The sequence below is a fragment of the Chryseobacterium sp. SIMBA_029 genome (assembly GCF_046535275.1).
Lineage (GTDB): Bacteria > Bacteroidota > Bacteroidia > Flavobacteriales > Weeksellaceae > Chryseobacterium.
Genome location: NZ_JAWRXA010000165.1, coordinates 1 through 304, shown reverse-complemented (window position 1 = coordinate 304; position 304 = coordinate 1). Strand labels below are relative to the sequence as shown.

Annotated in this window: 1 protein-coding gene; it reads left to right on the top strand. The window is 62.5% G+C overall.

Annotated elements, in window-relative coordinates; genetic code table 11:
* The coding region (locus SB679_RS23655) for a hypothetical protein (protein ID WP_410704706.1) at positions 1 to 279 on the top strand (279 nt) is incomplete at its 5' end.
* Positions 280 to 304 lie beyond the last annotated feature (25 nt).

Here is a 304-nt window from a genome sequence, read left to right as displayed (position 1 = left end):
GTCGGGCGCCGCCTCGTGCAGTTGCTCCACCAAGCGGAACTCCTTCCCCGCCGCAACACGTTGGTCTTTTTCGGCGGATGCGCGGGCGATCCGGATTTCGAGGACGTGGTTCGCAACATCGCGAGTATCGTCAAGGAAGCGATCGACGACATTGTTGCGACTGGTCTTTCTCGAGATGCGGTCGCCGCAGCTCTCGAAGCCTTGATCGCTTGGAGCAAGGCGCCGGACTCTGCCGTGTGGTTCGGGATGTCATGGGCTGAAGGAATTCGTCCGCGCTGACGCGGCGGGCTGCAAGCCTGCCATG